This is a genomic window from Faecalicatena contorta (assembly GCF_022835095.1).
Taxonomy (GTDB): domain Bacteria; phylum Bacillota; class Clostridia; order Lachnospirales; family Lachnospiraceae; genus Faecalicatena; species Faecalicatena contorta.
Window position 1 is genome coordinate 2,678,339 of record NZ_BQNQ01000001.1, and the last position, 24,690, is coordinate 2,703,028.

Annotated in this window: 22 protein-coding genes and 1 other annotated feature; of the genes, 4 read left to right on the plus strand and 18 right to left on the minus strand. The window is 44.8% G+C overall.

The window, feature by feature from the left end:
* Positions 1 to 12: 12 nt before the first annotated feature.
* The 4 genes from MWG26_RS11935 to MWG26_RS11950 all read right to left on the minus strand — a co-directional run bounded on the left by MWG26_RS11935 (position 13) and on the right by MWG26_RS11950 (position 5,030).
* Positions 13 to 2,424, minus strand: a complete 2,412-nt coding sequence (locus MWG26_RS11935) for a pyruvate formate lyase family protein (protein ID WP_240285764.1) — start codon at positions 2,422 to 2,424, stop codon at positions 13 to 15.
* A 24-nt stretch (positions 2,425 to 2,448) separates the two neighbouring features.
* Positions 2,449 to 3,315, minus strand: coding sequence for a glycyl-radical enzyme activating protein (locus tag MWG26_RS11940; protein ID WP_025657341.1), 867 nt, complete (start codon positions 3,313 to 3,315; stop codon positions 2,449 to 2,451).
* A gap of 165 nt (positions 3,316 to 3,480) precedes the next feature.
* Positions 3,481 to 4,650: an aminotransferase class I/II-fold pyridoxal phosphate-dependent enzyme gene (locus MWG26_RS11945; protein ID WP_117441179.1), complete on the minus strand. Its 1,170-nt coding sequence runs from the start codon at positions 4,648 to 4,650 to the stop codon at positions 3,481 to 3,483.
* A gap of 152 nt (positions 4,651 to 4,802) precedes the next feature.
* Positions 4,803 to 5,030, minus strand: a complete 228-nt coding sequence (locus MWG26_RS11950; protein WP_025657340.1) for a helix-turn-helix domain-containing protein — start codon at positions 5,028 to 5,030, stop codon at positions 4,803 to 4,805.
* 105 nt (positions 5,031 to 5,135) lie between these two features.
* Here MWG26_RS11950 and MWG26_RS11955 point away from each other — a divergent pair, with 105 nt between their 5' ends.
* On the plus strand, positions 5,136 to 5,354 hold the full coding sequence (locus tag MWG26_RS11955) for a hypothetical protein (protein WP_025657339.1): 219 nt from the start codon (positions 5,136 to 5,138) through the stop codon (positions 5,352 to 5,354).
* Positions 5,355 to 5,614: 260 nt separating this feature from the next.
* Here the strand turns inward: MWG26_RS11955 and MWG26_RS11960 are convergent, their stop codons facing one another.
* The 9 genes from MWG26_RS11960 to MWG26_RS12000 all read right to left on the minus strand — a co-directional run bounded on the left by MWG26_RS11960 (position 5,615) and on the right by MWG26_RS12000 (position 15,078).
* Positions 5,615 to 5,848 (minus strand): hypothetical protein, encoded by a 234-nt coding sequence (locus MWG26_RS11960; RefSeq protein ID WP_025657338.1) that lies wholly within the window; start codon positions 5,846 to 5,848, stop codon positions 5,615 to 5,617.
* A gap of 283 nt (positions 5,849 to 6,131) precedes the next feature.
* Positions 6,132 to 7,490 (minus strand): DUF1958 domain-containing protein, encoded by a 1,359-nt coding sequence (locus MWG26_RS11965; protein ID WP_025657337.1) that lies wholly within the window; start codon positions 7,488 to 7,490, stop codon positions 6,132 to 6,134.
* Between the two features lie 189 nt (positions 7,491 to 7,679).
* The gene (gene metA / locus MWG26_RS11970) at positions 7,680 to 8,624 is read right to left on the minus strand and encodes a homoserine O-acetyltransferase MetA (RefSeq protein WP_025657336.1); all 945 of its coding nucleotides are present in this window, start codon (positions 8,622 to 8,624) and stop codon (positions 7,680 to 7,682) included.
* A gap of 3 nt (positions 8,625 to 8,627) precedes the next feature.
* The gene (locus tag MWG26_RS11975; RefSeq protein ID WP_025657335.1) at positions 8,628 to 9,977 is read right to left on the minus strand and encodes an AI-2E family transporter; all 1,350 of its coding nucleotides are present in this window, start codon (positions 9,975 to 9,977) and stop codon (positions 8,628 to 8,630) included.
* A 152-nt stretch (positions 9,978 to 10,129) separates the two neighbouring features.
* The gene (locus MWG26_RS11980; RefSeq protein WP_025657334.1) at positions 10,130 to 10,483 is read right to left on the minus strand and encodes a DUF1540 domain-containing protein; all 354 of its coding nucleotides are present in this window, start codon (positions 10,481 to 10,483) and stop codon (positions 10,130 to 10,132) included.
* A 58-nt stretch (positions 10,484 to 10,541) separates the two neighbouring features.
* Positions 10,542 to 12,467: a threonine--tRNA ligase gene (gene thrS / locus MWG26_RS11985; RefSeq protein WP_025657333.1), complete on the minus strand. Its 1,926-nt coding sequence runs from the start codon at positions 12,465 to 12,467 to the stop codon at positions 10,542 to 10,544.
* Positions 12,468 to 12,543: 76 nt separating this feature from the next.
* Positions 12,544 to 12,758 (minus strand) — a binding site (T-box leader).
* Positions 12,759 to 12,892: 134 nt separating this feature from the next.
* The gene (locus MWG26_RS11990) at positions 12,893 to 13,492 is read right to left on the minus strand and encodes a DUF2798 domain-containing protein (RefSeq protein WP_025657332.1); all 600 of its coding nucleotides are present in this window, start codon (positions 13,490 to 13,492) and stop codon (positions 12,893 to 12,895) included.
* A 248-nt stretch (positions 13,493 to 13,740) separates the two neighbouring features.
* A complete protein-coding gene (locus MWG26_RS11995; protein WP_025657331.1) occupies positions 13,741 to 14,457 on the minus strand; it encodes a YdcF family protein in 717 nt (238 codons plus the stop codon).
* A 105-nt stretch (positions 14,458 to 14,562) separates the two neighbouring features.
* On the minus strand, positions 14,563 to 15,078 hold the full coding sequence (locus MWG26_RS12000; protein ID WP_025657330.1) for an SEC-C metal-binding domain-containing protein: 516 nt from the start codon (positions 15,076 to 15,078) through the stop codon (positions 14,563 to 14,565).
* A 330-nt stretch (positions 15,079 to 15,408) separates the two neighbouring features.
* Here MWG26_RS12000 and MWG26_RS12005 point away from each other — a divergent pair, with 330 nt between their 5' ends.
* Entirely contained in the window at positions 15,409 to 15,633 is a 225-nt protein-coding gene (locus MWG26_RS12005; RefSeq protein ID WP_025657329.1) for a hypothetical protein, read from the plus strand.
* Between the two features lie 4 nt (positions 15,634 to 15,637).
* Here MWG26_RS12005 and MWG26_RS12010 read toward each other — a convergent pair whose 3' ends face one another.
* The 3 genes from MWG26_RS12010 to cls form a co-directional block, all read right to left on the minus strand.
* Positions 15,638 to 15,799, minus strand: coding sequence for a hypothetical protein (locus MWG26_RS12010; RefSeq protein ID WP_153920911.1), 162 nt, complete (start codon positions 15,797 to 15,799; stop codon positions 15,638 to 15,640).
* A 490-nt stretch (positions 15,800 to 16,289) separates the two neighbouring features.
* Positions 16,290 to 17,579, minus strand: a complete 1,290-nt coding sequence (locus MWG26_RS12015; protein ID WP_025657328.1) for an adenylosuccinate synthase — start codon at positions 17,577 to 17,579, stop codon at positions 16,290 to 16,292.
* A 169-nt stretch (positions 17,580 to 17,748) separates the two neighbouring features.
* Entirely contained in the window at positions 17,749 to 19,308 is a 1,560-nt protein-coding gene (gene cls, locus MWG26_RS12020; RefSeq protein WP_025657327.1) for a cardiolipin synthase, read from the minus strand.
* A 180-nt stretch (positions 19,309 to 19,488) separates the two neighbouring features.
* Between cls and MWG26_RS12025 the strand changes: the two genes are divergently transcribed.
* Positions 19,489 to 19,776, plus strand: coding sequence for a hypothetical protein (locus tag MWG26_RS12025; RefSeq protein ID WP_025657326.1), 288 nt, complete (start codon positions 19,489 to 19,491; stop codon positions 19,774 to 19,776).
* 45 nt (positions 19,777 to 19,821) lie between these two features.
* On the opposite strand, the gene pdxR is transcribed toward MWG26_RS12025, so the two are convergent.
* Both pdxR and MWG26_RS12035 read right to left on the minus strand, forming a co-directional pair.
* Positions 19,822 to 21,219 carry a MocR-like pyridoxine biosynthesis transcription factor PdxR gene (pdxR, locus tag MWG26_RS12030; protein WP_025657325.1) on the minus strand — a complete coding sequence of 466 codons (1,398 nt, stop codon included), beginning with the start codon at positions 21,217 to 21,219 and terminating at the stop codon, positions 19,822 to 19,824.
* Between the two features lie 83 nt (positions 21,220 to 21,302).
* On the minus strand, positions 21,303 to 22,970 hold the full coding sequence (locus MWG26_RS12035) for a glutamine--tRNA ligase/YqeY domain fusion protein (protein ID WP_025657324.1): 1,668 nt from the start codon (positions 22,968 to 22,970) through the stop codon (positions 21,303 to 21,305).
* 216 nt (positions 22,971 to 23,186) lie between these two features.
* On the opposite strand from MWG26_RS12035, the gene MWG26_RS12040 reads away from it, so the two are divergent.
* Positions 23,187 to 24,659 carry a sodium-dependent transporter gene (locus tag MWG26_RS12040; protein WP_025657323.1) on the plus strand — a complete coding sequence of 491 codons (1,473 nt, stop codon included), beginning with the start codon at positions 23,187 to 23,189 and terminating at the stop codon, positions 24,657 to 24,659.
* Positions 24,660 to 24,690: the final 31 nt, after the last annotated feature.

Genomic DNA, 24,690 nt, shown 5'->3' on the forward strand with positions numbered 1-24,690 from the left:
TGATCCTCCTTTTTATAAACTGGTTGACTCTAGATCCAGACGTTTAATAATATCCTCCTGGATATCCGGCGAAAGATCCAGGAAGTTAACAAATGTACCGTGGATTCTCATAATATATACGCCGCTGGGGGCGTATTTTTTGGGATTTTCCAGCACCTTGCGCAGCATGCCGGGAGTTGTTACATTCACATACAAGTAAAATGGGGATACGCCCTCCTTCTGCGGATTATAGAACAATGGAGATATAATCTTATCCCGGAATTCCCTCCCTTTCTGCTCAAACAACTGGGTTTTAAAATAATTCGGATTGATCCCCAGATGGGATGCATAGCCGCCGTTCATTTTATCGAAAGGAAGCTTCATATTAGAAAGCATCCTGAATCCAAGCCCCTGATGCGCTTCCCCATACAGCGGATCCACTCCATATCCCAGCTGTTCTCTGGACTTCCTGCCGTCCGGCGTGGCTCCTACCCAGTATCCATAAAGCAGATGTGTCGAAGGAGTTGACCAGTCAGGCCGGAATGGATTGCCAAGATAATTCTTTTTGGATGCAATCAGGTCGCTGACACGGTTCGCGATCTCTGCGGCCTCGTTATCGACCCTTGCGATATTATTACCGAATTTAGGCGCTGTCAGAAGATACTGCTGCATCTCCGGATCCTGCTCAAAATTCGTGCGCAGCGCTTCAATCAGCCGGTCTGCATCCTGGGGGCATTCCTCCAGCAGGGTGTCAATGGCGGTGAATGCATCCGCCACAACTGACAGACCGTGAATCAGACAGCCGCTTCCGTTGTACCTTGTTCCCTGGCGCTTCGTGTCTCTGACATCTATCCCGCTCTCCACTCCGCCCATCATAGAAGATAAGAATGGAACCTGGAGCAAGCCAATCGCCTCTGATGCCGCATTCGCACATTCCACCATCATATCTGTATATTCCTCCAGATTGCTATAAAATATGGAACGAATATTTTCAAGAATCTCACGTTTATTCCCATATCCCAGCTCCTCGTCGCTTTTACCGAGCTTCCTGCCGGTGATCGTGGAGACACCTCCGTTCAGGGAAAGCTCCAATATCTTGCCGAGATTCAGCCAGCTGTTCGTTGTATTGCCATTGTCTTTCCCCATGATCAAAGGCTCCTGGCAGCCGGCTACCGAGTAATCCTGCAGGTCTTCCTCTTCCACACCGCTCTGGTTTTTTAGGACACAGAATACTGCATCGTCGTTAAACAGCGATGGGGTCAGGCATCCCGGAGTGAAGAAAAATCTGCCCATGCTCTCATATAGTTCCGGGGGCGTATTCTTATGAAGCTTAACAGAGAGAATAGGCTGCGGCAGATTCATATCGTAGTAGGCATCCAGGAGTGCATAAGAGGATGGATTTGTCAGGTCCTCCCCTTCATTTGATTTACCGCCTATCATTAGATTCTGAGAGATCGCCCAGCTTCTGTCCGCAACATTAAAAAACACAAGCAGATGCTTGAATAAAGCGGCTGCTGTCTCCCGGTCAGTCCCGTCCATTGCCCGGTAGGGTTCGAAAATCCGATCCGCATTTCCCACGGAAAATGCAAAGGGGTTCGGTGTCTGCTCCAGGCACATGGTCTGCCATATTAAAATAAAGGACTGAACCGCCTCGTACAGATTCTCAGCCCCACGTCCAGGAACCTTTCTCAGAGCCGCTTCCATCATCGCAAACCTTGGCTTATCCTCCTCCCCTGCACTTTCCCATTTTTTATGGGCAAGATCCGCATACCGGCCTGCAAGGACGAGAGCCGCATCCAGTGCCGTATTCATTGCGGTATAATAAATCTTCTTCTCCTCGTCTGTTACGGATGCCATCTGCTCCCGGATCTGTTCCTTAACGCCATGTATCCCTTTTTTTAACATAGGCCGTACGTCCGGAATCAGATGTCCTGTTACTTGTTCGATAAAAAATATGGCTTCACTCGTGCTGTCGCCCGCTATATCATAGGCCCGGCGCAGAGCATCTGCAAACTTCGTGTGATTGTTATATTCCCTTAGATCCTCAATTCTTTCTCTGGTGATATCACCAATGGGATCGATATCTCCAAATACAGCTACCGGATCACAGTATCCGCTGAAAGAGTCCACTGTGAATGCCGGATTGATCAATGCGTAGGAACGCGCAAAGGAATCATCCTGAGTTCCTGCAAACAGGTGATAGTCGCTGATCCACAGCGGAAGTTCCCTGGCAATCTCCACAAGTGTTTTGGCAATGCGGATGGAATCCGGATCTTCCCTGAATTCACTGTCACATCTTCTCATGATTTCTTTTGCCAGAAACCACCCTTCCAGATGGTCTATGCTCCGTTCCTCCTGAAATCTTTTTTTTGCAAGTTCCGTAATTTTTTCTGCCGTCAATACGTTTTCTGCCATCATAATCGCTGCTCCTTTCTCTCTTTTCAAACACACTTCCATATGCAAATCCATCTATGTACGCATATAATTCAGGCCAAGTTCCACGATTTTCTCCCTGAACAGCTGGATTGTCTCCTCTCTTACGTGGGCCGTTTCTGACATCTTGTATTCCCAGCCACACTGTTCCCATTTCTTTTTTCCAAACTCATGATAGGACAAGATCTCAAACGTCACATTATCTCCCCCGATGGTTTGAAAGAATTCGAGAAAATCTCTGATATCTTCTTCACTGTCGTTCACTTTACCGATCAGGGGAATTCGTACGTGCAGGCAGGGATGGACTCTGGCAGCGTGCCTTATATTCTCCAGAGTCTGCTTATTAGAAATGCCGGTTGCTATTCTGTGTTTTTCCTCATCACACAGCTTACAGTCCATGATCAGCTGGCTGATATAGGGAAGACATTCCTTCAGGCGCGGACTGGCGCCATTCGTTTCCAACGCTGTATGAATCTCCGCTGCATGCAGGCGTTCCAGAGTCTCCAGCAGTTCATCAAACTGTAGCGTTGCCTCTCCTCCGGTAAATGTAACCCCGCCTCCATCATAAAACATAGGGCTGTTCGCTGTAACTTCTTCTACGACTGCCTCCACCTCCACCTCTTCATAGGAAAGGCGTATTCCCTTCGTCCGATGCTTAGTCACGCATTCTTTTTCCATGCATTCCCGGCAAATCGTCCTGTCCAGCGTCTTATTTCGAACTGCATGATGTGGACAGACCTCATCCAATAGCCATTCTTCCTCTGTTATTAGTACGCCTTCCCATCTCATTCCTTCGGGATTCGAACACCAGGGGCAATTCATATTGCACCCTTGTAAATGATAGACCAGCCTATTTCCAAATCCATCCTGGGAATAGTTAAACCCTCTCTGAAATATCCGCATGGCATTGTCCTTTCCTTTCTGTGAGAAATAGTTCCCCTTCTAATTGGTATTGTATAATAATACCAATTAGAAGTCAACATAAAATACGCCTAAGAAGATTATAAAATCAAAAGCGTGATTGAAAATTGCTTGCCGCAGGCTGTTTCAATCACGCTCTCATACATCTTAAAATAAGTCCGCAGCTTCTACGGCATGCAGGATTTCCTCGATCTCCCCAGTTCCGACAACAAGGGCCATCCTGACGTATCCTTCCCCCTCGCTTCCAAATGCGCTGCCCGGCGTTACAATCAGCCCTGTTCGTTCCATCAGTTCCATACAGAATGCAAATGAAGACTCATATTTTTCCGGTATCCTGGCCCAGACAAACATCGTTCCCGCGCTGTCCGGGACATCCCAGCCGATCCGTCTCAATCCGGCGCACAGCGCCCTGTTCCTCCTCTCATATTCCAAGCGCTGCTCTTCGATAAAATCATCCGGTCCGGTCAGTGCGGCGATAGCCGCATACTGCACAGGCAGGAATATCCCATAATCAATCTGTGAACGCAGCGTCTTAAACTTCTCTACAATCTCCCGGTTCCCCACCACAAACGAAATTCTGGCTCCTGTGAGATTATAGGACTTTGACAGAGAGTAAAACTCTACGGCAACCTCCCTGGCCCCTTCAAAGGAAAGGAAGGACCGCCCCTGTTTCCGGGTATAAATAATATCCGAATAGGCATTATCGTGCAGAATAATGATTTGATGTTTTCTGGCAAACACAATCAGCTTTTCATAAAATTCATCCGGCGCACAGGCACAGACCGGATTGAGCGGGTAGGAAACAACCATGTATTTCGTTCTTTTCAGCACATCCTCCGGAATTTTCTCCAAATCCGGCAGATACCCGTTCCGCTCTTCTATCTTATAAGTCTCAACAGCTGCCCCCGCCATGATACCGCTCATCTCAAACAGAGGATACCCCGGATTCGGTACCAGGATTGATTCCCCCGGATTACAAAGGACCAGGCCAATATGGGCCATGCCTTCCTGCGACCCATAGACCGACATCACCTCATCTGGCTCAAGTTTCACCCCGAACCTTTTCTCATACCTGTACTGTACCGCCTCAATCAGCTCCGGCAGATCGGTAAGTGAGTATTTATAATTCTCCGGATCTTTGCAGGCATCCTGCATCGCCTTCATGATATGCGGGGCCGGTTTAAAATCAGGGGTACCGACCGACAAATTATATACCCTGCGCCCACGGGCAAGCAGCTCATTCTTCTTCTGATTCAGCGCGGAAAAGATTCCGGGTTGAATACTATTAACTTTTTCTGAAAATTGAAAACTTTCCATTCTTTGTGCCTCCTCTTTTGCAATACAGGTATTATATCATGCATTTCAGGATATGTGAATGCACTTGCCGCAGCTGGCGCGAATGCCAATACATTCGCGCCGCCTGCGGCAACGGGATTTGAATTATTTGAATTTTAGCCAGGTATTTCCGATCATTTCATAAAACGCTTCTTATCCTCCGGTGTCATTATGTACTGTACAATATCCTGCACATCACATTCCAAAATCGTGCACAAATCATTTAGTGTGACTGTGCTGATCGGTGCATTTTTTCTCAATCTGTCTATTGTAGAACCGGATACTTTGTAATCTTTTATTAATGTATAGGTGGATTCGTCCGAATTTTGAAGAGTCATCCAGAAAGGACTGTAGTCAATCATATCAATCTCTCCTTTTTTATAGGATAGTATGCGGTTCTTTAATTGACTATAGTCTATAAAGCGACTATAATAAGTACAAAGGAGGGATTCGTTTTGTTGCACAATATGAATTATGAACAAAAAAAGAAATTCTGGAACTTTGTGTATATGGATGATATCGATTTTTTTTATGAGTTTATCGCAGATCTGTCTGATGATGAACAGATTAGATTTTTTGAAGAAACACCTGATTTTCTGAGTGATAATTTAAATAACAACGAGACCACCGATCTGGAAGAGGATGCAATCTATCAGCGCATTATGAAGAAAATCAGTCAGCTTTAGGAATCAGACCGGTGAACAGATCAGGGGGAATATTACTCCAAAATGCAGACAGCAAAGTGGGCAAGCCCGCCTCAACGCCCCACCCCACTCATGAGGGGCTTGTACACTTTGGCGCCGCGATGCCGCTTGCGGCTCTGTACCTTATCGCGGCGAGTGCATCCTCCCGGAGGGTTTTATGATATAGGAAATTCCAGAGGATTTTCCTATATCATAAAACAGGGGTTCGGCTTTTATAACCGACCCCCTGTTTTCACCTTTGGTTAAGCAGTCTGCTGCTCTGTATGTTCTTCCTGCCCCACCAGATTATATATATCCTGAATGGACATATTATTTGTTGTCATAAAATCGTAAAGTTCTTTCAGCTCCTCGTCTCTCTTCTTATTCAATAGCTCTTTCTTTTGCTGTACTAATGCATCCAGCTTTTCCTGCAGTTTATTAATCTGCTCGTCCAAATTACGAATTTGTGTTTCCAGTGATTTTCTCTGTCTTGCCATTATACTTCTCTCCTATCATCAAATCTTGTAATTTAATAGTACTATATTAAAGTATATGTACAAGCTTGATAATTATTCCAAAATATTCCATATCTGTCTAAATAATTCTTTTATTTACCATCCTTTATGCTTCCGCAACGGTAGATTGCAATTTTAACGCAGGCTGGTCCAGTCATTTCATTTAGTACAGAAGATGACAGTGTGATTGTTTTTATATGCAGCAATGACTTTTAGAAACACTATTCGAATGCGGTTATGACTGATAAAAGCACTGGGAGAACACTTAATGATCTTTATCATGCAACGACCTGGTATTCTGCAGTTTTCTGCGTTCCATTCGTCTTTTACGGAGTTTTTTCCTCTGAAGTAAAACATAATAGAAACGGAGGCACCCTAGTAACAGGAGAATCATAATAATGAGAAGCAGAACTTTTATTACTATAGTAGACCATGAACCCGCACTCCCGGAAAAAATCGGGGCAGCTTCATATGAAACGGCAGGAGTTTGATAACCGGGCAGAAATTCTCTTTTTAAATTTACAGATACTTTCCCGTTGTCCAGATTAAATGAAACATCAGTATTTTGGGGGACACAGTCCCACAGGTCTTTTTTAATCTCAATTTTCTTATCATTAATCGTGTGGATACCTTTTTTTAGTACTTTCCGGTACTCAAAATTTTGGAAGGCCTGTTCCATAATGGCATTGCCAATGACATGGCGTATTTCCTCACCTGCCTGATCCTCCCACTTTGAAACACCCATTACAATCTCTACAAGACGGGTGTTTCCGCGCAGTGCAGTGGAAGAATAATTAAAACCGTTTTGATTGGAACCGGTCTTTAATCCATCGGTTCCTTTCAGCGAATATTTGGCTCCTTCGATCGAATACTGGTAAGTATCAAATTTCTCTTCGTACGGAGTTCCTTCTTTTACCACGATCTTAGGGTATTTTGTATGATTTAGGATATCCGGATAAGTTTTCACAAAATAGCAGCATAGCAGGGCATAATCCTCCGGTGTTGTGACATTCACATCCGTAAGTGAGGCATTGACAGGCTGGTAGGGAATCAGCAGTTTGTTAGGAACTCCCACAGGGTTATAATACCGGGTATTCTTCATACCAATGGATGCAGCTCTTTCGTTCAGAAGTGTAACGAACTTGTCCGGGTCTGGCTCAATCAGATCTGCAAGCATATAGGTTGCGGCAGCTGAAGATGGGACAATGATCAGATCGAATAATTCTGCTACAGTATAGGTAGCTCCGGCCAGCATCTTGTTGTTGCTCAATGAATACCTGCTGGCTATATCCAGATATTTGTCAGTGACAGAAACCTGGGTGTTCAGCGAGAATTTGCCTTCCTGAATGGCATCGTAAGCCAGCAGTATGGTCATAAGTTTAGACATGCTGGCTGGCTCCCAGGATATCTGCGGATTTTCCTGCCACAGGACTTGACCTGTATTTATTTCTACAATAATAGAACCAGCAGGCTGATAGCGCTCTTCCAGTTGATTACCGTTACTCCGGGCAATATCAATGGCCCGTTCTGCCCTGACTTCCATTCCGGGAAGCAAAAAAGATAAACATAGTGAAAAGGCAAAAACAAGAATAGCATATAAAAATAGATGCTTTTGTGTTTTCATAGATGTGAATCCTTTCTCAAAATTGTATTGTGATATAGTGTGTGCCCGAAAGTTGCAGACTATATCATACCCAAAGGGCATGAATTACGGGGTCCCTTTGGGTATACCCTTCCTACAATATATGATAAGATTTTGATATGCCCGCGGAATTGCTGCCGTTTCAGAACTACATGAATTCTCAATCCCCCCTTAACCACGCGGTTTCTCTATATTCTCAAAAGGTGTTCCATACAGGTCGTAAGGAGTCAGCTGATAGACGTAATAATTGAGCCAGTTCGAATAAAGATTGTTTGCATGAGAACGCCAGAGCAGTTCGGGCTTATTGCCCGGATCGTTGTTTGGATAATAGTTCACAGGCACTTTTATATCCAGCCCCTTGGCTTTATCCCTCTTATACTCCGCATCCAGCGTCACTCTGTCGTATTCAGGATGCCCCATTACAAAAATCTGGCGTCCTTCCTTTGCCATGCAGAGAAATACACCGGCCTCCTCCGATTCTGCCAGAATCGTAATTCGGTCATCTTTCTCCAGCAGCTCGCGTGGAACTGTCGTATGTCTGGAATGCGGTGCAAAGAACACATCATCGAACCCTCTGAGGAGAGGAATCTTACGGTTCCTGACATGGTGCGGGAATATGCCGAACATCTTTTCAGGAAGCTGCACTTTATTAATCCCATAATGATAATAGAGTCCCGCCTGGGCTCCCCAGCAAAGATGAAGCGTAGACGTAACATTGGTCATGGTCCAGTCCATGATCTCCTTCAACTCTTCCCAATAATCCACCTCCTCAAAAGGCATCTGCTCCACCGGTGCGCCTGTTATGATAAAACCGTCAAACTTCTGGCTTTTGATCGTCTCGAAAGCCTCATAAAACTTATAAATATGGCTGGTGGACGTGTTTTTGGACACATGGCTGCTTACCCGCACAAAAGTCACGTCTACCTGAAGAGGTGTATTGGAGAGTGACCGCAGGATCTGAAGTTCCGTATCCTCTTTAAGCGGCATCAGGTTCAGAAGGCCGATACTGATTGGGCGGATATCCTGGTGCGCCGCACGGGATTCGTCCATCACGAATATATTTTCCTGCTCTAAAATCTCTTTAACCGGCAAATCATTTTGTACTCGTATTGGCATATTTTATTCCCCTTTTTCTTTATTTGTTTCATTATCGTCTGAATGTACATAAGTCCCGTCAGCGTCTACATAGCTCATTTCTCCGTACGCTGCGGTATCAATCGGCAGTTTCTTCTTCTCAAGCATATGGTTAATCAGCATATTTATAATATAGTAGATTACCGCAAAAGTAGGCACGCCCAAAATCATGCCGATAACCCCAAACAGCCCTCCTCCCAGCAGGATTGCGAATACGACCCAGAACGCGGATAACCCTGTGGAATCGCCCAGTATTTTCGGGCCGATTACATTTCCGTCCAATTGCTGCAGAACCAGTATAAATAGAATAAAATAAATCCCCATCTTTGGATCTGTGAGCATGATCAGTACTGCACTCGGTATTGCTCCGATATAAGGCCCAAAAAACGGAATCACATTCGTCACTCCAACAATCACGCTGACAAGAAGCGTATATGGCATCTTCAATATGGAAAGCCCAACAAAGCAAAGGACTCCAATGATTGCCGAGTCAATAATCTTACCAATAATAAATCCCCCGAATATCTCATTGCTCTTGATGGTCAGATGCAGAAGCATATTTGCCTGAGAGGGTTTTAAAACTGCATAGACCAGTTTTTTTGATTGTCTTGCAAACTTTTCTTTGCTGAACAATACGTAAATGGATATGATGATTCCGATGACCAGATTCAGAAGTTCGCTGACAATATTGATGACTCCTACCGTCAGATTCGACATAACAACATTAATCTGATTCAGGAGGTCGGTGCGCATCCATGTCTGTATAAAGTCCGTAGCTTCCTTTAAGACATTGCTCAAAAGCTGGCCGAGTGTGGAATCCTGTGAATTCATCTCCATAACCTTGTCCACCAGCTGGTTCAGCTGGCTTGGTACCGTGAGAATCATATCCCTGATGCTTCCATATAATTCCGGTATCATCATATTAAATAATGCGACAATAATAAACAACAGCACCAGAACCGCCGCAAAGATCCCTGCGCCTCTCGAAAGCGCATGAATCCGTCTCTGATCATGTAATTTCTTTTCCAGAAAAGGTTTTAAATGTCTCTCAACAAATTTGACGATCGGATTCAGAAGATATGCAATTGCAAGCCCATAAACAATTGGCTTTAAGACTCTGAATATTTCTTTTAGGACTTCTGAAATTGCGGGCAGCCTTAACAGCGCAAAATAAAAGAGGATACAGGCAGCGATCACTACAAAAATAGTCATGCCCCGGCTGAACTTCTGCCTCAGTTTTGATGGTCCGTTTTGTCCGAAAGAAGGGCGTTTTGCATAATATCCGCTGCTTTCTTCTGTTTTTTTATACACCTGATTCTGTTTTTCTTCACTCATTCACATCAGAGTCCTTCCAATTTTTATGCAGATATTATGATTATAACGCCTAGCAGGTACTCAAGTCAACCAAGAAGAGCAGGTATGCCGGTTTCTAACCCGGATACCTGCTCTTCCTGCTTCACTTTTTCCAAGTGCGGAGTTTAATTTTCTCAACCTTTACATTTAAATGTGGCACATTCTGTACCCTCGCAATGACAGGCATTGCTTCCTTCTACACTGATCTTTCCTGCGTGGCATTCACAGTTACAGTTATACATACATTCTACTGCCTTACAGTCGATACAGCTGCAGTCTGAAGCCTTACCATTTACATCGCTGTAGCTGTTTGAATAGCTGTTGGAATAACTGTTAGAAGAGCTGTCATTCTTTCTTTCCTGGAAACTGTCGCAGCATGTCTCTCTGGGAGTTTTTGCGTTGCTTCCTCCTACCTCGATTTTGTCAAGGTCACATAAAAACTGCTTATTGTGCACACATGTCTGCACGGTACATTTTAATTCTGGCATGATCATACCTCCTTCTTATTAATAAAATCAGTATCATTATGCCCTGCCGCCCTTTGGATTATTCCTGTTTTACTACCTCACGGACTGTCTTTTCGGCAATTTCACTGGAAACAGAAGCAACAAATTCATCCAAGCTCTTCTGACCCTCGTCGCCGGCAAATCTGCTTCTCACAGATACAAGCCCATTCTCTTCTTCCTTTGCGCCTGCCACAAGCATATAGGGGATTTTCTGCATCTGGGCTTCCCGGATTTTATAACCAATTTTTTCGGCCCGGGTATCCATTTCAGTTCGGATCCCGGATTTATTCAGAACTTCAAATACTTTTCTGCCATAATCCATATATTTGTCGGATATCGGAAGTACCCGAACCTGAACCGGAGCCAGCCATGTCGGAAATGCGCCCGCGAAATGTTCAATAAGAATCCCAATAAACCGTTCTATGGAGCCAAATGCAACGCGGTGGATCATAATCGGCCTGTGCTTTTCGCCGTCAGCGCCGGTATACTCCAGGTTAAAGCGGAGCGGCAGCTGAAAATCAAGCTGAATGGTTCCACACTGCCATGTCCTTCCTATGGAGTCCTCCAGGTGGAAGTCGATCTTTGGTCCATAAAACGCACCATCGCCCTCGTTCACCACATAGGAAAGACCAAGATCATCCAGCGCGCCCCTGAGCGCATCTGTTGCCATGTCCCAGTCTTCATCGCTTCCCATGCTGTCTTCCGGACGTGTAGATAGTTCCACATGGTACTTAAACCCGAACAGACTGTATACTTCGTCGATTAGCCTGGCAACATCTTTAATCTCATCACGTATCTGTTCCGGCATCATAAAGATATGAGCATCGTCCTGGGTAAAACACCGTACCCTCATCAGACCATGGAGCTGTCCGGACTTTTCGTGCCGGTGAACCAGACCCAGCTCTCCCATCCTCATGGGCAGATCACGATAAGACCGCGGCTCCGACTGATAGACCAGTATACCTCCCGGGCAGTTCATCGGTTTGATCGCAAAATCTTCTTCATCGATCACCGTTGCGTACATATTATCCTTGTAATGATCCCAATGGCCGGAAGTCTCCCAAAGATGACGGCTGAGCATGATCGGGGTGGATATCTCCACATAGCCGTTCCTTTGATGTATCTCGCGCCAGTAATCCAGAAGCGTATTCTTTAAAACCATTCCTTTTGGAAGGAAAAACGGAAAACCAGGGCCTTCATCCCTCATCATAAAAAGGCCAAGTTCTTTTCCCAGCTTTCTGTGGTCACGCTTCTTCGCCTCCTCCAGCATGGCCAGATACTCATCCAGCTCTGCCTTTTTCGGAAATGCAGTCCCGTAGATCCGCTGCAGCATCTTATTCTTTTCGCTGCCCCGCCAGTAAGCTCCGGCCAGGCTTGTCAGCTTAAAAGCTTTTACCGGTTTTGTCGTCATCAGATGCGGCCCTGCACATAAGTCTGTAAACTCGCCCTGTGAATAAAAACTGATCACAGCATCATCCGGAAGATCTTCAATTAATTCTACTTTATATGGTTCTCCCTTTTCTCTAAAATATGCGATTGCTTCTGCCCTCGGTTTTGTAAATTGTTCGATAGGCAGCGCTTCTTTCACAATTTTTTTCATTTCCGCTTCGATTTTATCAAGATCATCCGCTGTGAGCGGTGTTTCACGGTCAATATCATAATAAAAACCGTCTGCCACGGAAGGTCCGATTGCCAGCTTTGTATCCGGATATAATCTTTTAACGGCCTGTGCCATAATGTGTGAAGCGGTGTGCCAAAATGCACTTTTTCCCTTCTCATCCTGAAACGTGAGAATATTCAGATCACAGTCACTGTCAACCACAGTCCGCAGGTCTGCTGTTTCTCCGTTTATTTCTCCGGCTGTTGCTATGCGTGCAAGCCCTTCACTGATATCAGAGGCTATTGCGATCACGGACTTGCTGCCCGCGTATTCTCTCTCTGAACCGTCTTTTAAAGAAATCTTCATTTTCTTTTCCTCCTAATACATTATTTAAAATTTTTTATTATAGAATATAAAAAATCCCTTTCCACAGAAAACTGCAGAAAGGGACGAGTCTATAAAGTTCTCGCGGTTCCACCCTATTTGTGCTGGTATACTGATACCAGAACCACTTTATTCATGATGATAACGGAATCACCGGACTGTTTTCAGCCACTCGGAGGTAGTTTTCAAATGCTTCCGAAACAGGGAGTTTTCAGCCTTGGCTCCCCTCTCTGGCGCTCTTCCACACTCTACTCGTCTCGTCTGCGTGTTATTATTATGTTTCCATCCACGTCAGGTAATTTCACAAAGTACGACTACAATGTCTGTGGGAGATACCAATTCCTCTCCGCCCGCCATTGCCGTTAATCTTGTTTTTCGTGATTCACCTCTCCCCTATAGAGGTGGGCTTATCTTGTTGAATCTAAACTCATTATAACATCACGGTTATTTTTGTCAACCATATTTTCTATATCTAATCCGGCCGTATTTCCAGCAATTTTCGGGTGCCTGATTTTCATGAATGCTCCGAATAGCAGCCTTGTCAGCGGTCCTGCTGCAAACAGATTCCAAAGCAGTGCCATGGGAAAATTCTTCAGCAGTGTCCCTGCCCAGATGGCCGGCAGCTGGCTCACGGGTGCATGCCCCAGGATAATATTAAACAGTATGGATGCCGCCAAACTCATGGTAGGACACATAATCAAAACTGTACATCCGGACATCATAAGTGTCATATAAAATGGATTATCGATTTCAGGACGAACGATTTTTCCGGCGAGCTTGCGTCCAACTCTGTTTCCCCACAGATTTGAAAAGATAAACACAAGGATCCACATATACGAAACTTCTATAAGCGCCTCCAGAAAAACGTGATTTGTCATATTGCTGAAACTGCCTGCCATTGTATGATACCCCTGTTTAATTGCAACATTGTATACTTCCATACCATAAGCCATGGTTATGGACATGAATGCCCCATATAGAATCCGCTGAAATTTTGTTTTTGGCATAATAAGCCCTCCTTCTCATATTTCTTGTCCTGCATTATTCTGCAGATATAAGAAAAAGGCGTATAATCTTTGAATTTACACTCATAGACTACGCCTTAAAGACTTATTTCTATTGGTATCATATGCCATATATACGAATATGGGGATTATGGCCTTTTTCTTCATTCCATTTCTATTTTAACAGATTTTTTTATTTTGTCAAAGCACTGTTTTAATTTTTTATTGTTTTGGATCCAATGCTTTTTATGTTACTGCCGTATCTTTATCCAGAGAACTGCAAAAAATTCCCTCACAAGATAATTCAGCAGCAGAACCGGATTTGAGCCTGCTGCGATTCCCTTAAGGTTTGTGAAACCTGCCTTTTTCCCAATCAACAGCGCGCGGTACAGATGGAAATTATTAGTCACAACTGCAGCCGGCTGTTCCAGATCTCCAATCATCCTGCCGCTATTTTTCATGTTTTCCCAGGTGGATGTGGAACTGTCCTCCTGAGAAATTCTGTTCCTGTCAATCCCCTGCTGTTCCAGATACACGGCCATTGCCTCCGCTTCTGTTATGTCCTCGCCTTTCCCCTGCCCTCCGGATACAACTGCCTTTGTCTCCGGATACTGCTCCAGGTAAACCAATGCAGCGTCCAGTCTGCGTTTCAGGGAATTTGTAATTTGGGTTCCTCTTACCTGTGCTCCAAGAATGATAATACAGGGCACCTCTTCTTTGGTCCTTCTCAGCATGGCCCTGCAGATCCAGGCCTCCGTATAGAGAAAGACAGCCCAGCAGATCAGCACAATGACGGACAAAAGCTGTCCGGCGGTTCCTCCCGGATCAAGATAGGCCAGTAGCAGGTGCAGCGCCCCGGCAGCAGGCCAGAACAGAGAAAAGGTTGAGGCCCATTTTCTTGTGTACAGATACATCACCAGATAATACATGATGCAAAAAACTCCGGTTATCAAATAATAAATTCTCATTAAGTTCTCCCAGTTATAATCAGATATTCAAAAATCCTCCGGCTTCCGTGCCCAGAGGATTTCTTTTACAATATACTGCCGAAGTATGCCGCCCCGCTTCATAGTCTAGGCGTTCTTACCACAGCACTTTTTATATTTCTTGCCACTGCCGCATGGACATGGATCATTTCTTCCAATCTTCTTTTCCTTACGGACAGTTCCTGACTGTTTCTGTTCGCGGAACAGACGCTTTTTTGACTCCTCATCAAAGATCTTGTCCCACTGGGGAAGCTCGTACAGCCACTCTGCCTTTGCATCCACCATGTTCTTGTATAACTTTTCCTTATCAAAAGCCAAGCTGACTTCTGTTGTTTCTGTCATCGTCTCAATCGGATTCGGTACCTTCAGGCTGTCATTGATGCCGTCCAAAAATCCAACCATCGTCATAACGTCCTGTCCATATTTTGCAGCCAGCTCTTCTACGGTTCCCTTTACTTCCTCATCCGGTGTCTCCAGAAGTTGTTCATAAATTCCCTTTTCAATATCAAAATAGCCGCCCCAGAACTCTTCCAGCTGGTTTTTTGTCAGCTCCTTGTTATAGGCTATATCCCGCCATTGATCCAGTAAACTTTTTTCACTCATTGTATATAACTCCTTTTTTCAAAATTTCGCTCGTGTCCCCATTATATAACAAAATTTACGGTTAGTAAAGAATTTATGGTCAATCCTCTACTACAGGATTTCAATTATGTAATAGTTCGGGCAGGCCAGAACTGTTCCCCAATTGCCCCCTATACAGTAAAAACAAAATACGGGACATTCCGGGCAGATACGCCTGCCTGGACATCCCGTTTCACATTTCACATTGATGCTTTTCACAAAAAGCACCAACTGCCGAAATCTTATTTGAAATACGTCTTTGTTTCGCTTATAATAAAACTATCTTATTATGTATGATAGAAAGGATTTATAATGAAAAAATCGAAACGTATTTTAGCACTGATCGGTGCCGTTCTTCTCCTATGTCTGTATGGCAGTACTTTGATTTTTGCTTTTGTTGACCGTTCCGCATCCTCGGGCCTGCTGAAAGCTTCCATTGCTGCTACGATATTACTGCCTGTTCTGCTGTATGCCTACACTTTAGTTTATCGTTTATCCCAAAAGAAAAAACCGGATGACTCAGATGAGGATCAATAGCCCTCTACACGAATAATGTTGCAATTTCCAGGGCAGCGCTCCATTCTGCTGCTCTTCTTTTTTGTGGTTCTTTCATGAATTCTGTTCTTCTTTTTTCTTGTCTTCTCTCCAGGTATTCTTCCATCGAAATTATCTCTTGAGTTCTTTCATTGTTGCTCTGACGCATAAAAATACCTCCTTTTCTTATAAGCCTCAGCCTTATTATTATATGTATACTCACCCGTAAATATGCCAAATAATGTAATCCAGGGGCTTGCTTCAGAACGAATTTCTGCGGCTGCTTTACCGGTATACATCACCCCTTTTGGCATATGTATATTCTACTGTGTAAATGTGACAGAGTTATGGCAGAAATATAAAGATTTTATTATCTAATTCTTATAAGAAATTGTACAACTATGCAGTTAATTTTCGATATAACGGTCTTCTGCGGAATCTGCCTGACTAGAACAAAGTGGGCAAGCCCACCTCAACTCCCCCCCTCACTCATGAGGGGCTTGCACGCTTTGGCGCCGCCGCGATGCCGCTTTGCGGCTATATACCTTATCGCAGCGTGTGCATCCCCCGGAGGGTTTTTATGATATAGGAAATTCCAGAGGAATTACCTATATCATAAAATACAGCAGGATTTTAAAAAATAAAATCCTGCTGCACTGCTACTCTGATATTATATTACGGTAAATGATGTCTTCTCTGCCCGGCCCATTGCTGATCAGAGTGATCGGATAGCCAATCTCTTTCTCAATAAACTCAATATAATTTCGGCAATTTTCCGGAAGTTCTTCATATAACTTAATTCCGCGGATATCCGTTTTCCATCCCGGCAGTGTCTTAAGCACCGGTTTTGCCTTTTCAAGCAGATGGGTTACCGGAAAATCTTTTGTAACCTCACCGTTGATCTCGTACCCCACACAGACTGGAATCTCATCCAGATAGCCCAGGACATCCAGTACGGTAAAGGCCACATCTGTTGTTCCCTGCAGCCTGCAGCCATATTTGGAGGCAACACAGTCGAACCAGCCCATACGTCTCGGACGTCCTGTGGTTGCACCGTATTCACCGCCGTCACCGCCGCGCCGTCTCAGCTCATCTGCCTCATCTCCAAAAATCTCGCTGACAAATGCCCCCGCTCCGACTGCGCTGGAATAAGCCTTACATACCGTGATAATCTGTTTGATCTCATAGGGCGGAATACCTGCCCCTATGGCGCCAAACGCCGCCAGCGTGGAAGAGGAAGTAACCATTGGGTAGATGCCGTGGTCAGGATCTTTGAGTGATCCCAGCTGTCCTTCCAGCAGTATATTTTTCCCATCTTTCATAGCGTTGTAAAGATACAGAGAGACATCGCACACATAAGGCTCAATCATCTCTTTATATTCTTTCAGTTCCTTATATATATCAGCAGGATTGATCTGTGGTTTGTGGTATAAGTGCTCCAGCAGAACATTCTTTTGTTCCGCCACACGCTCAACCTTCTCTCTGAGCAGTTCATCATCAAACAACTCACTTACCTGAAAGCCGATTTTAGCATATTTGTCAGAATAAAACGGCGCAATCCCCGACTTTGTGGAGCCAAACGATTTCCCGCCAAGCCTCTCCTCCTCATATGAATCGAAGTTTTTGTGATAGGACATAATAATCTGTGCTCTGTCGGAGACAAGAATCTTAGGCTTCGGAACCCCCTGGTCTACAATTGACTGGATTTCCTTAAACAGTACTGGAATATCCAGTGCCACACCATTGCCGATGATACTGGTTGTATGGTTATAAAATACTCCGGATGGCAGCGTATGCAGTGCAAATTTCCCATAATCATTTATGATCGTATGGCCTGCATTTGCTCCTCCCTGAAAACGGACAATGATATCGGATTCTTTTCCAAGCATGTCTGTAATCTTGCCTTTTCCTTCATCACCCCAGTTAGCACCTACTACTGCTTTTACCATGTCAAACCCTCCTGTGTGTATTATTACTTATAAGTTAACATTAGCAGTTCTTATAAATGAACCACCTAATGAATTATACTATATTTTTCCCAATATGTAAATTATTATTTTACAAAAAAGGACAGCTCCATTTGCATAGGAGTCTGTCCCTTTTTGTTCAGGTAATGCTTTACATTAGTGGCGCAATCAGCCGGAGTACTCTTCCGCAAATGGCCATAAGCGGGCTGATCTTTTTCAAGTCCGCTATGGAAATTCTCTGGCATTTTTCCAGAGTTTTCTGAAAATCTGACTCTATCTCTCTGACAACCGGATTGTTGTAAATAAAGACGCCGCATTCAAAATGCAGATACAGGCTCCGGTAATCCAGGTTGATGGTCCCCACGGTTGCCGTGTCGTTATCTGAGACAAATATCTTTGCATGTACAAAACCGGGAGTAAATTCATAGATTTGAACGCCTGCTTCTATCAATTCCCGGTAATACGTCTTGGCAACTGCAAAGGCATACCATTTGTCAGGAATATGCGGCATAATTATGCATACCTCAATCCCGCTCTTGGCCGCTCTTGTCAATGTATCGAGCATTTCATTGTCCAGAATCAGGTATGGGGTCATAATATGGACGTATTTTTTAGCATGATTCAGAATATGGAAATAGACTTCTTCCCCCACATCTTCGTTGTCATAGGGACTGTCTCCGTATGGAATCATGAAGCCAAGTTCGCGGTGCAGTTCGGCCGACATGGGTGTTACATAGCGTTTATACTGATCCGGCTTTAGTTCGGTCACATTCCACATCTGAAGAAACAGCATGGTCAGGCTCTGCACTGCATCCCCCTCCAGCATGACCGCAGTGTCCTTCCAATACCCGAAACGCACTTTCCGGTTGATATACTCATCTCCCAGATTTATGCCTCCTGTAAAACCAATTTTTCCATCTATAACACATATCTTCCGGTGATCCCTGTTATTCTGCGTGGTAGACAGCACCGGACGTATGGGGCTGAACATCTTGCATTGGATACCATACTTTCTTATCGTTTTAGGATAATTATAGGGAAGAAGGGAAATGCTGCACATTCCGTCATACATGAAACGTACTTCTACGCCCTCCTGCACTTTGCGCTTCAGAATATCGAGTATAGAATCCCACATATATCCCTCTTCTACAATAAAGTATTCCAAAAAGATGAATTTTTCCGCCTTCTCCAGACGCTCTAATAAAACAGTAAACTTTTCTTCCCCGCATGCAAAATAAGTTGCCTTTGTATTTCTGTATGTAGGAAACCCAAGCTGGTGCTTCATGTAGTGTGCCAGATTCGCGTTGGCAGGCTTGCTCAGACGCAGATCGTCTATGATCTCCTGTTTTTGTTCCATATACTGCCACGTATCCAGTTTCAGCCTGCCGAGGCGTTTTCCAATATATCTGGTACCCAGCTGGGACTTGACATAAAGATAGAACAGGCATCCGAATACCGGAAAAATCAGGATCAAAAGCACCCAGGTCATATTGAATGCCGGATTACCTCTCTGGTTGATAATATATATAACAATCACGGCGCCCAGAATATTCATGGCGCTGTATACATATACAACATAATCTCTTAGATACGTTGCTATCCCAAGCATCAGTAAAAATTGTACCACTACGAGCAGCAGGATCAACGCCGTCCTGCTGAATACAATACTGAGCGCACCTTTCTTCGCCTTTTCTGCAGTTTTATTTTCCATAATCCCTCACACACTCCTCAATTGGCTTATACTTTAACAGTTTAACACATTCTGCAGACAAATAGTAACCTGCAGTTTATTTTTGAGCACAATTTTGAGTACATTGTTGTAATTGCGTCCAAAAAGTATTACAATAGAAAATGAGTTTAGTTATTATCCCATAGAAAGGAGACTTATACATTGAAAAAGTTTTTAAAATGGTTCATAAGTCTTGCAGCTATTGGTTCTGCAATTGGCCTTATCATAGCTTATTTCTGTAAGGGCAGATGCTGTGACGATAGCTGTGATGACAGCCAGGATGATACAGAAGAGGATGATTTTGACTTGGACAGCGATCTGGAGCCCGTTCCTGACAGGGAATATGTTCCGCTGAACAGAACATCTGATGCTGCTTCCGACAATAAATCGGAAGGAACTGACAAGGAAGAAAAAGGATCTGCCGAAGCTCCTGTCGAAGAAAAAAAATAGATTTAATATCTCACGGAACCTGGACTATTGTCGCAGGTTCTTTTTCTATTTCCATGCCTCATCCAGTATCCTGACCGCTTCCTGTATCTTTTCCTCATTCATATTGGCATAGCCCAGCAGGATGGTCGCCTGTTTTCCCACCTGCGGTTCTATATAATATTCCGTCAGCCCGTAAACCCTGACGCCCTTTTGAGCTGCCCGAGCTGTCAGCTCATCTTCTGCCATATGATTATGAAAATGAAGCAGAAGGTGCACGCCGGCATTTTCCCCGGAGATTACACAGCGGTCCTGGAGGCTTTTCAGGCATCCTAAAAGCGTGTCATGTCTGCTCTTATACAAGGCCCTTGTTTTATTCAGATGCCGCTCGTAATAACCCTCTTCGATAAATTTTTGAAGAATGAGCTGATCTACCTTGGAAACGGTAGAATTTAAAAAACTGCTTTTTTCCTGATACAGGACCAGGAGGGATTTGGGAAGCACCATGTAGCTCATTCGGATTGCGGGTGCAATGGATTTAGAAAAGGTGCCCATATATATTACCTTATCACAGCTGTCATATCCCTGCAGCGCCGGGATCGGCTTACCTTTATAGCGGAATTCACTGTCATAATCGTCCTCTATGATATAGCGCCCCTCCTGCTCATTCGCCCATTTCAGAAGTGCCAGCCTTCGTTTGATCGGCATGACGATTCCAAGGGGATACTGATGGGAAGGCATGACAAAAGCAATGTCCGCGTTAGATTCCGTCAATTTTGTGATGTCCATTCCCCTGGAATCCATGTCGACTGTACAGACCTCATAGGAAAGATTTTTAAACAACCGGTATGCCTGCTTATAAGTGGGATTTTCCAGCGCCACCTTGTGTTCATGGCCAATGACCGTCGTGAGAAGCATAAGCAGATAGTCATTTCCTGCTCCTACGATAATCTGCTCCGGCTGGCAGTTCACGCCCCTTGCCTGATGCAGATAGTCACAGATTGCTTCCCGAAGGCCATATTCCCCCTGCGGCTCACCAAGACGGAACATCTCCGCCCGGTCATCCATCAGGCAGTCCCTGGACAGCTTCCTCCAGGCATTATAAGGAAAGCTGTTCAGATCAACGCCGTTTGGGGTAAAGTCATACGAATACCGCTTTTCTTCACGTACGGATCCTCCCGGGATCCTCTTTGGGCTCTGCTTCAACTGATATAATTCCTCAATCTGCGCCACAAAAAAGCCCCGGTACGGTTCCGATTCCACATACCCTTCTGAGAGAAGCTGTTCGTATGCCAGTTCTACCGTGCTCCGGCTTACTTCCAGATAACGGCTCAGGGAACGGGTGGACGGAAGCTTTTCCCCGCTTTGGATCCGGCCGCTCTGGATGTCTTTTTTTATATAGCTGTAAATCTGCTCGTACAGCGGTATATTCGATTTACTCTGAAGATTTATTGTTAATTCGTTCATATCACGCCTCCAACACCGGGGCTTCCCGGAAATCCCAATTGCCAAAGGGACAGGTCTGATGAATAGACCTGCCCCTTACCTGTTTATTTTGGTAATCTAAAAGAACTTTTCAGTGAAACTATACGATTGAAGACTAGAGCTTCCGGCTTGGAATCTTTTGCATCTATGCAGTAATACCCGTTTCTGACAAACTGGAAGCTGTCATAAGGTGCAGCATCTTCAAAACTTGGTTCTACAAAACAGTTTTTCACGATAGTGAGAGAATTCGGATTCAGATTCAGTGAACCATCTTCCTTATTATAAACGCCCTTTTCCTCGTCTACCAGATTCTCATATAACCTCACTTCGGCTTTCACGGCATAGGGAGCCGGAACCCAGTGGATCGTGCCCTTGACCTTCCTGCCTGTGAAGCCGCTTCCGCATTTTGTCTCCGGGTCATAGGTGCAGTGAATTTCCGTAATATTTCCGTTTTCATCCTTTACAAAACTCTCGCATTTTACAAAATAAGCGTGCATCAAGCGGACTTCATTGCCCGGGAACAGCCGGAAATACTTCTTAGGAGGTTCCTCCATAAAGTCATCTCTTTCAATATAAAGCTCTCTGCAGAAGGGAACCTTCCTGCTTCCAAGCTCCTCGTTTTCCAAATTATTTGCCACGTCCAGGTATTCAACCTGTCCTTCCGGGTAATTGTCGATGATCAGCTTAATCGGATCCAGCACAGCCATCATACGCGGCCTTTTCATCTTTAGATCCTCACGGATACAGTATTCCAGCATCGCATAATCCACAGAACTCTGGCTCTTGGATACCCCGCACATATCAATGAACATCTTAAGGGACTCCGGTGTAAATCCTCTTCTGCGCAGAGCTGCGATTGACACAAGACGCGGATCATCCCAGCCATCTACTATGCCGTCCTCCACAAGCTTCTTAATATACCGCTTACCGGTCACCACATTTGTAAGGTACAGCTTTGCAAACTCAATCTGTCTCGGGGGCTGTTCAAACTCACATTCCTTTACCACCCATTCATAGAGCGGGCGGTGATCTTCAAACTCCAATGTACAGATAGAATGTGTGATTCCCTCGATCGCATCTTCCAGAGGATGCGCAAAATCGTACATCGGATAAATACACCATTTATCTCCTGTATTATGATGGCTCATACGGGCAACACGGTAAATAATCGGGTCTCTCATATTTATATTCGGTGATGCCATATCGATCTTTGCACGAAGGACCTTCTCCCCATCCGCATACATGCCGTCCTTCATATTCTGGAAAAGTTCCAGATTCTCCTCCACCGTACGGTTCCGGTAAGGACTTTCCTTACCGGGTTCGGTCAGGGTTCCCCTGTATTCGCGGATCTCTTCCGGCGTCAGGTCACAGACATAAGCCTTTCCTTTTTTAATCAGCTTTACCGCATACTCGTACATCTGTTCAAAATAATCGGATGCAAAATACAGATGATCCTTCCAGTCTGCCCCCAGCCACTTAATATCTTCCTTGATAGAATCCACAAATTCGACCTTCTCCTTTGTAGGGTTTGTGTCGTCAAAGCGCATATTGAACTGTCCGCCATATTCCTGCGCCAGTCCGTAATTTAAAAGAATAGACTTGGCATGTCCGATATGCAGGTAACCGTTTGGCTCCGGCGGGAATCTCGTACAGACATGGTCATACACACCCTCGGCCAGATCCTTGTCTATCTCCTGCTCAATAAAATTCTTTGAAACTGTCTCGTTTTCCATAGTTTCCTCCTCAAGTAGTAACATTCTGCCAATTATCTTACCATAAAATGTATACCGCGACAAGGACTGCCGCCCAATATTTTCATTTCACTTTCAATGAAAATATGATATACTGTTATGGTTTAAAGCGAAAAAGGAGTGCAAGGGGGTCAGACCCCTCTGCAGAGGGGTCTGACCCCCTTGCACTCCTTTTTCAGATAATTTGGGAGGTTGTTTATGAAAAGAGAAAAATTTGGGTCCCGTCTTGGTTTTATTCTCGTATCGGCTGGATGCGCCATCGGACTGGGGAACGTATGGAAATTCCCGTACATGTCCGGTAAGTTTGGGGGAGCGGCATTCATTCTGATCTATCTGATATTCCTGGCGATCCTGGGTCTTCCTATTATAGTGTGTGAATTCAGTGTTGGAAGAGCCAGCCAGAAGAGCATCGCCACTTCCTATAATGCCCTGGAACCGGACGGCACAAGGTGGCATTTTACCCGCTGGTTCGCGATCGCCGGCAATTACATACTTGTCATGTTTTACTCTATGGTGGGCGGCTGGATGCTCTACTACTGCTTCCGTATGGCCAGAGGTGATTTTTCCGGTATCGTATCGGAACAGGTGACTGCCAACTATGACCAAATGCTCGCGTCTCCGGGAACTTTGATGCTCTGGACCGTAATTGTCATACTGATTGCTTTCGGAATCTGCAGTATCGGACTTCAAAAGGGCGTGGAAAAGATTATGAAGGTAACCATGATCTGCCTGCTGGCTATCATGGTCGTTCTCGCAGTCCGTTCTGTTACTCTGAGCGGTTCCAGCGAAGGCCTTCGCTTCTATCTGGTGCCTGATTTTCATAAAATGGTGGAAAATGGAATCGGAAATGTTATTTTCGGTGCCATGAGCCAGGCATTCTTCACGCTAAGTATCGGAATGGGCGGGATGGCTATCTTCGGCAGCTACCTGGACAAGTCCCGTTCTCTGACAGGGGAATCGCTGAGTATCGTAATCCTGGACACTTTTGTAGCTCTGATGGCCGGGCTCATCGTCATACCGGCCTGCTTTGCGTTCAATGTAGAGCCAGCCGCAGGTCCCGGACTTGTTTTCATCACGCTGCCCAATATCTTTACACAGATGGCAGGAGGCAGGATTTGGGGATCCCTGTTCTTCCTGTTTCTGTTTTGTGCTGCACTCTCTACGATTGTGGGCGTTTTTGAAAATATCGTGTCCTTTGGAATGGATCTGTTTCATTTCAGCAGGAAAAAATCTGTCGGGATCAATATCCTGCTGATTGCCGCCTTAAGCATTCCATGTATCCTTGGATTCAGCGTATGGTCCGGCTTCCAGCCTCTTGGAACCGGAACAAACATCATGGATTTGGAAGACTTCCTTGTATCAAACAATATCCTGCCGCTGGGTTCCGTTGTCTATCTGCTCTTCTGCACCCATAAAAACGGCTGGGGATGGAAAAACTTCATTCAGGAGGCCAACAGCGGCCAGGGAATGAAGTTTCCTGAAAAAGTCCGGGGCTACATGACCTACGTCCTTCCCTGGATCGTAGTCATTATATACCTGAAAGGCTATTATGATATGTTCAGTAAACAAAGCACGGCTATCTTTGTGATATGGATGATTATAGCGGTAGCGTTCCTCGCAATGATACTGTTTGTTACGGGTAAAAGGAAGAAAAAGGGGAACGCCAGGTAAAAGGGCGCGGCATATTGACAGTGCCAGCACC

What these genes read in the sequence shown, in the direction of transcription:
- metA (WP_025657336.1), bottom strand. Translation starts at nt 8,624, where the DNA reads ATGCCAATACGAGTACAAAATGATTTGCCGGTTAAAGAGATTTTAGAG.
- MWG26_RS12010 (WP_153920911.1), bottom strand. Translation starts at nt 15,799, where the DNA reads ATGCGTCAGAGCAACAATGAAAGAACTCAAGAGATAATTTCGATGGAA.
- MWG26_RS12005 (WP_025657329.1), top strand. Translation starts at nt 15,409, where the DNA reads ATGAAAAAATCGAAACGTATTTTAGCACTGATCGGTGCCGTTCTTCTC.
- MWG26_RS11990 (WP_025657332.1), bottom strand. Translation starts at nt 13,492, where the DNA reads ATGCCAAAAACAAAATTTCAGCGGATTCTATATGGGGCATTCATGTCC.
- MWG26_RS12035 (WP_025657324.1), bottom strand. Translation starts at nt 22,970, where the DNA reads ATGGAAAACGAGACAGTTTCAAAGAATTTTATTGAGCAGGAGATAGAC.
- thrS (WP_025657333.1), bottom strand. Translation starts at nt 12,467, where the DNA reads ATGAAGATTTCTTTAAAAGACGGTTCAGAGAGAGAATACGCGGGCAGC.
- MWG26_RS12040 (WP_025657323.1), top strand. Translation starts at nt 23,187, where the DNA reads ATGAAAAGAGAAAAATTTGGGTCCCGTCTTGGTTTTATTCTCGTATCG.
- MWG26_RS11960 (WP_025657338.1), bottom strand. Translation starts at nt 5,848, where the DNA reads ATGGCAAGACAGAGAAAATCACTGGAAACACAAATTCGTAATTTGGAC.
- MWG26_RS11955 (WP_025657339.1), top strand. Translation starts at nt 5,136, where the DNA reads ATGAATTATGAACAAAAAAAGAAATTCTGGAACTTTGTGTATATGGAT.
- MWG26_RS11940 (WP_025657341.1), bottom strand. Translation starts at nt 3,315, where the DNA reads ATGCGGATATTTCAGAGAGGGTTTAACTATTCCCAGGATGGATTTGGA.
- pdxR (WP_025657325.1), bottom strand. Translation starts at nt 21,219, where the DNA reads ATGAACGAATTAACAATAAATCTTCAGAGTAAATCGAATATACCGCTG.
- cls (WP_025657327.1), bottom strand. Translation starts at nt 19,308, where the DNA reads ATGGAAAATAAAACTGCAGAAAAGGCGAAGAAAGGTGCGCTCAGTATT.
- MWG26_RS11995 (WP_025657331.1), bottom strand. Translation starts at nt 14,457, where the DNA reads ATGAGAATTTATTATTTGATAACCGGAGTTTTTTGCATCATGTATTAT.
- MWG26_RS11950 (WP_025657340.1), bottom strand. Translation starts at nt 5,030, where the DNA reads ATGATTGACTACAGTCCTTTCTGGATGACTCTTCAAAATTCGGACGAA.
- MWG26_RS11975 (WP_025657335.1), bottom strand. Translation starts at nt 9,977, where the DNA reads ATGAGTGAAGAAAAACAGAATCAGGTGTATAAAAAAACAGAAGAAAGC.
- MWG26_RS11965 (WP_025657337.1), bottom strand. Translation starts at nt 7,490, where the DNA reads ATGAAAACACAAAAGCATCTATTTTTATATGCTATTCTTGTTTTTGCC.
- MWG26_RS11980 (WP_025657334.1), bottom strand. Translation starts at nt 10,483, where the DNA reads ATGCCAGAATTAAAATGTACCGTGCAGACATGTGTGCACAATAAGCAG.
- MWG26_RS11945 (WP_117441179.1), bottom strand. Translation starts at nt 4,650, where the DNA reads ATGGAAAGTTTTCAATTTTCAGAAAAAGTTAATAGTATTCAACCCGGA.
- MWG26_RS12000 (WP_025657330.1), bottom strand. Translation starts at nt 15,078, where the DNA reads ATGAGTGAAAAAAGTTTACTGGATCAATGGCGGGATATAGCCTATAAC.
- MWG26_RS12015 (WP_025657328.1), bottom strand. Translation starts at nt 17,579, where the DNA reads ATGGTAAAAGCAGTAGTAGGTGCTAACTGGGGTGATGAAGGAAAAGGC.